Below are 9,079 nucleotides of genomic sequence, written 5' to 3' on the forward strand. Positions count from 1 at the left end.
GGACAGATTTTAGCTCATAAGCTTGCACACGCGGAGCGTTCAAACCAGTCAAAGTCTTTCTCTGTAAAGGTTTTAGGCTTTTTCGGCAAGCCCTATTTAATTAAGCTGTTTTACATTTAAATCGATCGAGCTATCTCGGCTAGGCTTGCGGTTTCAGCACTCAAAAATCCTAGTTTAAATGCGAAACAGCTTAGGGTTTGCTGAATAATCGATCGCCCGCAAAGAACAAGTCCGATTTCTGGTATCCCCTTGACAACTGCCATACAGGCTTAACTTATTACCCATGGGTAGAGGCTGTGGGTACGGTGGCAGTTGCGGTTTGGCAAGGTTGAGGGCGCGCCACAACAACGAAACTTCGCCGTGTGGGGGGCGGTTCGGCAAGGTTGAGGGCGCGCCACAACAACGAAACTTCGCCGTGTGGGGGTAAGTTCCGGTTCGAGAATGTTTTGGCGAGATCCCTTGCTGACCCCACTTCTCCCGGCTCCATTCTCCAATTTATAAAGTTTTATGAAGATTAGGCAGCATTCTGCATAAAACTAACGCCTGCTTCCAGATAGATAAGTAACGGCCGATTTTTGAGGGTGACGGGAACTCTACCTTTAACCCTCGCTGGCTGTGGGACTCGTGCATCAACAACAGAAACTGGGTTTTTTGCCCTGCGTGCGATCGCTAGAAATTGCCAGGATTGTTTTATAAAATACCACTAAAAATTCTGTCTTACCAGTTGACAAATTGCAAATTACCAGCGTTCGATCGAACTTATACAAAACAGGAGTAAAAACTCAAATGGTTTGTCAAATCTTCATAAAGCCTTCATCAAGTCTTCATCAAAATATCGATTGACAGGAGAGAAAAAATGCCTAATAATATAGTTCGTCAAAAATATTTTCATGATTCATCCATTAAAGCCTCATATTATCATTCTGAGTGAGGCAAAGCATCTTAAACGACAGTTTAAGTATTAAAAATTCGCCATACCTGTATTTATTTGCGGGTCGTTGTTTTTTGATAAACCTAAGTTGATTAAGGAAAGGGGTGTATAAAATGTCCAATATTCAAATCGGTAGCCTCAACGATAACTATTTCTCGATCGGTTCTACGGATAACACCGATCCTAAAGATAGCTATTTTTTCAGTCTTCCCAGGATGGGTAGCGCCCGCATCTCCGCGATCGGTGTTAGTGGCGATATCAATATGGAACTGCGCGACAAAGAAGGGAAGGTAATCAAAAGTATTTCAACTAGCGACGTAAAAACTGGAATTATTAACATCGATAATTTAGGGGCGGCGGATTATATTTTAAATATTTCTCCTGTTTCCGGCTACACAAATTATCAAGTCAGTTTAACTGCCGATGGTAGAATCGATCCGTTAAGCGGTTTGGGGGTTGATGCGGGATTTTTTGTCTCGCAAAAAAGTGAAGTAGGCTTCGATTTTCTCAACGATGGCGGCAGATATCAAGGGGAAATAGCTATTTTTAGTCTCGATGGTATGGAGCGATTTGCTTCAGATTATAAGGAATTTATGAAGGAAGCTGCCAGACGATCGCTGAGTAATTCTGTATTGGGTCATATCACGATTTCTGAATCCGTAGAGGGGGGAAATCCTCTATTTCGTGGCACTTTGGGAGAAGAAAATTATAATGATGGGCCGTATCAGGGCGTGAAGACATTTACCACAACTCCCGGAAAGGCTTATGCTGTAATGTTGGTGCCAAATGGTACAGTGCAAGAGGTTTTTAACAATCCCGATATTGGTGGAGATAAGCGCCCGCTGTTTTCGTTATCTAGTCTCAACCCAAATGATGCTTGGTTGTACGGTCAAATAGCGGACGTTGATGGTGGTGGCTTGGTATTTTCCCTAGAGGATCAGCGGGTTGATACGGGTTCGGATGGCGATTATCAGGATGTTATTTTTAAGTTGACAGGTGCGATCGGCAAAGCGGTATCGTTGAAAGAAGTAATTAATCCTGCTAAGGATTGGACTACTTCTGAGGGCGGGAAGAAATTTATCGATTTTCTCAAATCTAATCCCACAATAAATACGCCGCCGAAAAACTTACAGTTCGATTTAAAAGCCATTTATAAAATTGGTGAAACGATTGAGTTAACAAGTGGAAAAGTGGTCGATGGTAATGGGGCGATCGACCTAGACAGAATAAAATTATCATTGCGAAAAGCAGGCGATGAGTGGACTAATTTAGCAGATGCAACGAATTTTACAGCCGGCAGTCAGGGGTTGGCAACTTTTAGTTATTCTTTACCTGCTTTAGGGGCGGGGAATTATGAATTAAGGGCGATCGCCTATGACAAAGCAGGCGCTACCAGCGAGACGGTACTCAAAAGCTTTATTGTCAAAGAAGCTACGGTTACGCCAACTCCGACACCGACACCGCCAACTCCGACACCGCCAACTCCGACACCGCCAACTCCGACACCGCCAACAAACACAGCTCCTAAAAACTTGCAATTTGATGTTTTACCTGCTTACAAAGTGGGAGAACAAATCAGCTTTACAGGCGGTAAAGTTTACGACGCCGACGGTGTTGATAACCTGGAAAAAGTAGAATTTTCTAGAAAGAAGGAAGGCGGAGAATGGCTCAAATGAGGTAAAGGCGATCGCCTATGACAAAGCAGGCGCTACCAGCGAGACGGTACTCAAAAGCTTTAGTGTCAAAGAAGCTACGGTTACGCCAACTCCGACACCTACACCGCCAACCCCGACACCTACACCGCCAACCCCGACTCCGACACCGCCAACAAACACAGCTCCTAAAAACTTGCAATTTGATGTTTTACCTGCTTACACAGTGGGAGAAACAATCAGCTTTACAGGCGGTAAAGTTTACGACGCCGACGGTGTTGATAACCTGGAAAAAGTAGAATTTTCTAGAAAGAAGGAAGGCGGAGAATGGCTCAAGTAAAGGCGATCGCCTATGACAAAGCAGGCGCTACCAGCGAGACGGTACTCAAAAGCTTTATTGTCAAAGAAGCTACGGTTACGCCAACTCCGACACCTACACCGCCAACTCCTACACCGCCAACTCCAACTCCGGTTAACCGATCGCCAGAAAATTTGCAATTTAGCCTGCCAAATATTGCTAAACCCAATGAGGCAATTCCGCTAACAAATGGCAAAATTTTTGATGCTAATGGAGCTGATACTTTAGCCAAAGTAGATTTTTGGTTGCAGAAAGATGGGGGAGAATGGACGGATATTAATGATGTTACTACTTTTACTCCCGACAGTTCCGACAATCGTTGGGCAACTTTTAATTACACGTTGAGTGGGTTATCGGCGGGTAGATATCGCTTGAGGGCGATCGGCTACGACAAATCTGGTGCAGCTAGCAATGAAACGAGCAGCACTTTATTAGTCAATAGTGCGCCGGGGGATTTACAATTTAGAACTTTACCTCTCTATACCAAGGGTGAAAAAATTAGCTTTAGTGGCGCTAAGGTTTTTGATACAGAAGGAGTCAGCGATATTGCTAAAGTCGATTTCTGGTTCCAAAAAGAAGGTGGTGAGAAAATTGAAATCGCTAATGATGTTACTGAATTTACCAGTGATAGCGATGGGGTTGGTCGATTTAACTTTAGTGATAATTTGAGCAGTTTAGCACCGGGGCGCTATCAATTATCGGCGATCGCCTATGATAAAGCAGGTGGTGCTAGCCCGGTTGCGAGTCAAAAGTTTGCGCTGATTAGCGATCCGGGTGAAGATGGGTTGTCTGATGAAGTCAGATTGGCGATCGCAGGTGCTGCAAATCTCGACAGCTACACACCAGAAGCTTTAGCTGAAACCAAGGAGTGGATTGTTTGGGTAACACCTGGACAGTCTTCACAGCAGTTAGCAGCTAGTATTGGTGCTACAAATCAGGGGGAGACTGGCCATATTCCTAACACTTTTGTTTGGCAATTTCCAGAGGGAGTAGCTCCAAAAGATGCGGCGGATCGGTTAACGAAACTATCAGGAGTAGAATATGCTTACCCCCAAGTTCCTGTCAAATTAAATTTGTTGTACGAACCGAAGGATATCTTATACAAAGATCAGTGGAATTTACAGAATGCAAAAGTCCCCGCAACTTGGGATGTAATTAATCCTGCAACTTCTCAAACAGTGCGAGGGAGGGGCGTAACTATTGGGATTGTTGATGATGGTTTGGAATACAATCACCGAGATTTAGCAAGTCGGTACAACTCTAATTTGAGTTGGGATTTTACTGATAAAGATAGCGATCCTTTGCCAACATCCACAACTACATTTTTAGCGGATCTTTCCAATCCAAAAGTGAATAGTTGGAGTAGTATCAACTTTTCTATTCCTGTGAATTTGACGGGAATGGTAAAAGATGTTCAGGCTAGTTTCGAGTTCAGTCAATCTCTACCACCTAATTTGCCCAAACTTGAAGAGTTAAAAGTATTTCTATACAGTCCTAGCGAATCTGCATTCGATCTTTTTTATCGACGTACTTCTTTTGGTGCAGGAATATGGTGGCCTGGTAGGGATGATTTGAAATTCACGCAAAAGGTCAAGCTTAATTTGACTGGAAGTAGCCCTCAAAGTTTCAATCTAAATCAAGGTCAATTTTATGGGAGTTATGCGGGTGGAAATTGGCAATTAGAAATTAATAATCCCAATCCAGATGAGTATGATGCCGACGAAATGCGCCAGCTTAGCCAAGAGCTTTTGAAACGCTGGACATTACAAATTAACACTGCTAACCCTCACGGAACTGCTGTTGCTGGGATTGCAGCGGCGACTGAAAATGACAAGGGTATAGTTGGTGTGGCCCCTGAAGCGAAATTAGCAGGACTGCGACTATTTGGTAACACCGATCCACTCAATTACAAGGTTGACGGTGGTGGAAAACAGGTTGCTGATGCTTTGTTCGATACTAAGACACAACCAGGACAATCTAATCGCAATCAGTCGATCGATATTTTCAATAACAGTTGGGGCCCTGAATATATGAGGCGGCAACCTTTAGCTTTGTACGCCTTGGAAACTGGAGTTACCAAAGGTCGAAATGGGCTGGGAAATACCTATGTATTTGCTGGCGGGAATGAAGGTAATTTTAACGGGAATGTCAATTATAATAGTTTTGCTAGTTCCCGTAATGCGATCGCCGTAGGTGCGATCGACAAAGCAGGAAATCACGTCACTTACAGTACACCCGGAGCGGCAATTTTCATTTCCGCATCCTCCGATAATGGCGCTCCAAATAACCCCGAAGGGATTACCACAACAGATATTTTTGAAAATGGCTCTGGTGGCTATGCTAACGATTTTGGCGGAACTTCTGCCGCTGCACCGTTAGTTTCTGGAGTAATTGCTTTGATGCTAGAGGCTAATCCTAAACTAACCATGCGCGATGAGCAGCACATTTTAGCCAAGACGGCTCAAAAAAATGATCTCAATGGCAAGGATGGCCAAGGGAGACCAAAATGGGAGCAGAATAAAGCAGGATTTTGGGTGAGTTACGAACAAGGCTTTGGGGCGATTGATGCGGCCGCTGCGGTGAAAGCTGCGGTTAATTGGACACCAGTCGGTAAGCAAGTTTTAGTAACTTCTAATTTGCAGAATGTGATTAAACCAATTCCTGATGGTAGCATGACTGGAATAGAAGCAAAGACGACAATTACCAAGAATATTATTGTCGAAACAGCAGAAGTAATTCTTGATGCTACCCATCCAGACTGGGGTGATTTCACAGTTAAACTTATTGCTCCAGATGGCACTGAATCAGTGTTGGCAAATACCATACCTGACATCCCAAATTCTAACAACAGCGATAAAATTGTGCCTGATTCAAAAGAGTGGAAGTTTATCTCGAATCGACACTGGGGCGAGTTATCAAAAGGTGAATGGAAGTTGCAAGTTAGCGATCGCAATGGCAACCAATTAAAAGGAGAGTGGAACAATTGGAAGCTGAATCTTTACGGATTAGAGCTAGATGAATCTCCCAATGTTGTTACCAATACAAAAGACAGTGGGGCTGGGAGTTTACGGGCAGTCTTAAATTGGGCTAATAGCACTCCTGGGAATGATACGGTTCTCTTTAAGATTCCGAATACCGATCCCGGCTACAATACCAGCACTAATGCTTTTACCATTCGGCCGCTATCAGCACTGCCACAGATTACCGATTCAGCGATTATTGATGGCACGACTCAGCCGGGATTTTCAAATCGTCCAGTGATTGAATTAGATGGCAGTAATGTATCAGTTGATGGTCTATATATCTCTGCGGGCAACAGTACAGTCAGAGGATTAACTATCAACCGTTTTGGTGTTGATGGTATCCGATTGATTGATAATGGTGGCAACATCATTGAAGGAAACTTCATTGGTACTGATGTCACTGGCACTCAAGATTTAGGCAACCGCTATAGTGGTATATCAATCTTGAGTCCTAATAATATTATTGGTGGTAAAACGGTTAAAGCACGAAACATCATATCTGGCAATGATAATGTTGGCATTTACATTACAGAAGCAACGGCCAATAACAACTTGATTCAAGGCAACTATATCGGTAGCGATGTCACTGGCACTAAAGATTTGGGCAATACAAATAATGGTATTGCTATTTTGGACGCAATTAATAACACGGTTGGGGGGACAACTATTGAGGCGGGCAACTTGATATTCGGTAATGGTAAAAATGGTATCTTTATTAACGGTTCCGGTTCCACTGGCAATGCTATCTTATCTAATTCTATCTCTGGCAACGACCTCTTGGGTATCGGTTTTGGAAATAATGGATTGACTGTGAATGATTTAGGAGATGCTGATACAGGCATTAACAATTTACAGAATTTCCCAGAGTTGAGTTCAGCTATCTCTAGTAGTGGGAATACGAGTATTAAAGGGAAGATTAATAGCACTCCCAATACTACATTTAGAGTAGAGTTCTTCTCTAACAAGGTTTTAGATGACTCTGGTTTTGGCAGTGGTGGTTTTGGTAATGGTAGTTTTGGTGGTGGCGGTTATGGTGAGGGAGAGAAGTTCCTGGGATTCCAGAATGTGACGACAGATGGCAGTGGTAATGCAACTGTTGAGATTAAGTTACCAGTGGCTGTGCCAATTGGTCAATTTATTACTGCTACGGCTACAGATCCGAAGAATAACACTTCGGAGTTTTCTCAAGGAATTGCGATCGTAGCTAATCAAGCACCAACAGAACTCTTTACCGACATTAATGCTAATTTGGAAGGAGTTTACTTTAGTTCAGCAACCTGGGGAGATTATGATAATGATGGTGATTTAGATATTCTTGTGACAGGCACAAAGGGTCCAAATTCTATAGCCAAAGTTTACCGAAACGATGGTGGTAGCTTCACGGATATTAATGCGGCTTTGAGGGGAGTTAATAATAGTTCGGTAGATTGGGGAGATTATGACAAAGATGGCGATCTTGATATTCTTCTAACAGGTTCGGATGATAGCTCAAACTCAGTATCGAAAGTTTATCGGAATGATAGTGGTAACTTTACGGATATCAATGCTAACTTGCAACGAGTTTGGGCAAGTTCAGCAAATTGGGGAGATTATGATAATGATGGCGATCTTGATATACTTCTGTCAGGTTCTACAGTTATTTCTGGTTCCTCTGTTAGGATCGCGAAAGTCTACCGTAATGATAGTGGTAGCTTTACGGATATCGCTGCTAATTTACAGGGAGTTTGGCTAGGTTCAGCAGATTGGGGAGACTATGACAAAGACGGAGACCTTGATATTCTCATAACCGGTAATGCCGACGGTTCATTTTCGTCAGGTATCTCTAAGATTTATCGTAATGATAGTGGCAATTTCACTGATATAGGTGCATCCTTGACAGGCGTTTTTTCGGGTGACGTAGCTTGGGGAGACTATGACAATGATGGTGATTTAGATATTCTTTTAGCTGGTTTAATAGGTAATGGTTCATCTCCTGTTTCTAAGATTTATCGTAATGATGGTGGCAGTTTCACGGAGATTAATGCTGGCTTGCAGGGAGCTTTTTATAGCTCTGTAGATTGGGGAGATTATGATAATGATGGGGACTTAGATATTCTTTTGACAGGTTCCAATCAATTTCCATCCGGTATCTCAAAACTCTACCGAAATGATGGTGGCAGCTTTACTGATATTAGTACCAACTTGCAAGGAGTGTTTGGTAGTTCAGTAAGTTGGGGAGACTATGACAATGATAGCGACCTAGATATTCTTTTGACTGGTAATCCATTGGGGGTTTCATCTGGTAGCACCAAGGTTTATAGAAACAACATTTTCACTTTAAATACAGCACCCACACCACCCATAGCGCTGATTTCTTCAGTTAATGGCAATTCTGTCACCCTTAACTGGAACCCTGGTACTGATGCTGAAACACCGCAAGCCAGTTTGACTTATAACTTGCGGGTAGGAACAACTCCTGGAGGTTCAGATATTATGTCTCCGATGGCTAATAGCAATGGCACGCGGAAAGTAGTCCAGATGGGTAATGTCAATCAAAATAAAAATTGGACGCTTAAGAATTTAAAACCGGGTACTTATTACTGGAGTGCCCAAGCAATTGATAATTCTTTTAAAGGTTCGACTTTTGCTACTGAAGGCAGTTTTACAGTTTTAAGTGTAGGTGCAATTGGAAATATAAGTGTTACAGTTACACCTATTCCCTAGAAATTTATTAAGTTGACACCTATGCCATTGGTGTCAACTTAAGCCTGAAAGCCGGCCAAGTCCGTTGGTTATCCCGCGAGTCCGACAGGGAATCAATTCCCTGTCTAATAGCGAAAGTCCTCTCAAAGAGGACTAATGAGTTCTTCAGTCCTCTTTAAGAGGACTTGCGCTTTGAGACAGGGGTTTAAACCCCTGTCGGGCTATTGGTTCTACCTGGTTGTTGACAGCTATGGGTTCCTGGAGTGTCCCTATAATTAATCCGGCGATGATGATATCTTCAGCTCATTGTATTGTAAAATTATTCAGACTTACCTATAACCCACATTCCGCAGATGTGGGTCGGATTTTTTTATCAGTTGTGAAAACTTGGAAGCCAAACGCTTTTGGGCTGAAATTATGCAGTGTTAGCCTT

3 protein-coding genes are annotated in these 9,079 nt (G+C 42.9%); all 3 read left to right on the plus strand.

Features of this window, described 5'->3' with window-relative positions:
• The first annotated feature begins 1,044 nt into the window (after nt 1-1,044).
• The 3 genes from JGK39_RS32145 to JGK39_RS32155 all read left to right on the plus strand — a co-directional run bounded on the left by JGK39_RS32145 (nt 1,045) and on the right by JGK39_RS32155 (nt 8,667).
• On the plus strand, nt 1,045-2,607 hold the full coding sequence (locus JGK39_RS32145) for a DUF4114 domain-containing protein (protein WP_293322611.1): 1,563 nt from the start codon (nt 1,045-1,047) through the stop codon (nt 2,605-2,607).
• A 172-nt stretch (nt 2,608-2,779) separates the two neighbouring features.
• A complete protein-coding gene (locus tag JGK39_RS32150) occupies nt 2,780-2,923 on the plus strand; it encodes a hypothetical protein (RefSeq protein ID WP_293322615.1) in 144 nt (47 codons plus the stop codon).
• Nucleotides 2,911-8,667 (plus strand): S8 family serine peptidase, encoded by a 5,757-nt coding sequence (locus JGK39_RS32155; protein WP_293322618.1) that lies wholly within the window; start codon nt 2,911-2,913, stop codon nt 8,665-8,667. The genes JGK39_RS32150 and JGK39_RS32155 overlap by 13 nt, the downstream gene beginning before the upstream one ends.
• Nucleotides 8,668-9,079: the final 412 nt, after the last annotated feature.

Origin of the sequence: Microcoleus sp. PH2017_12_PCY_D_A (genome assembly GCF_020738565.1) — a bacterium.
Taxonomy (GTDB): Bacteria; Cyanobacteriota; Cyanobacteriia; order Cyanobacteriales; family Microcoleaceae; genus Microcoleus.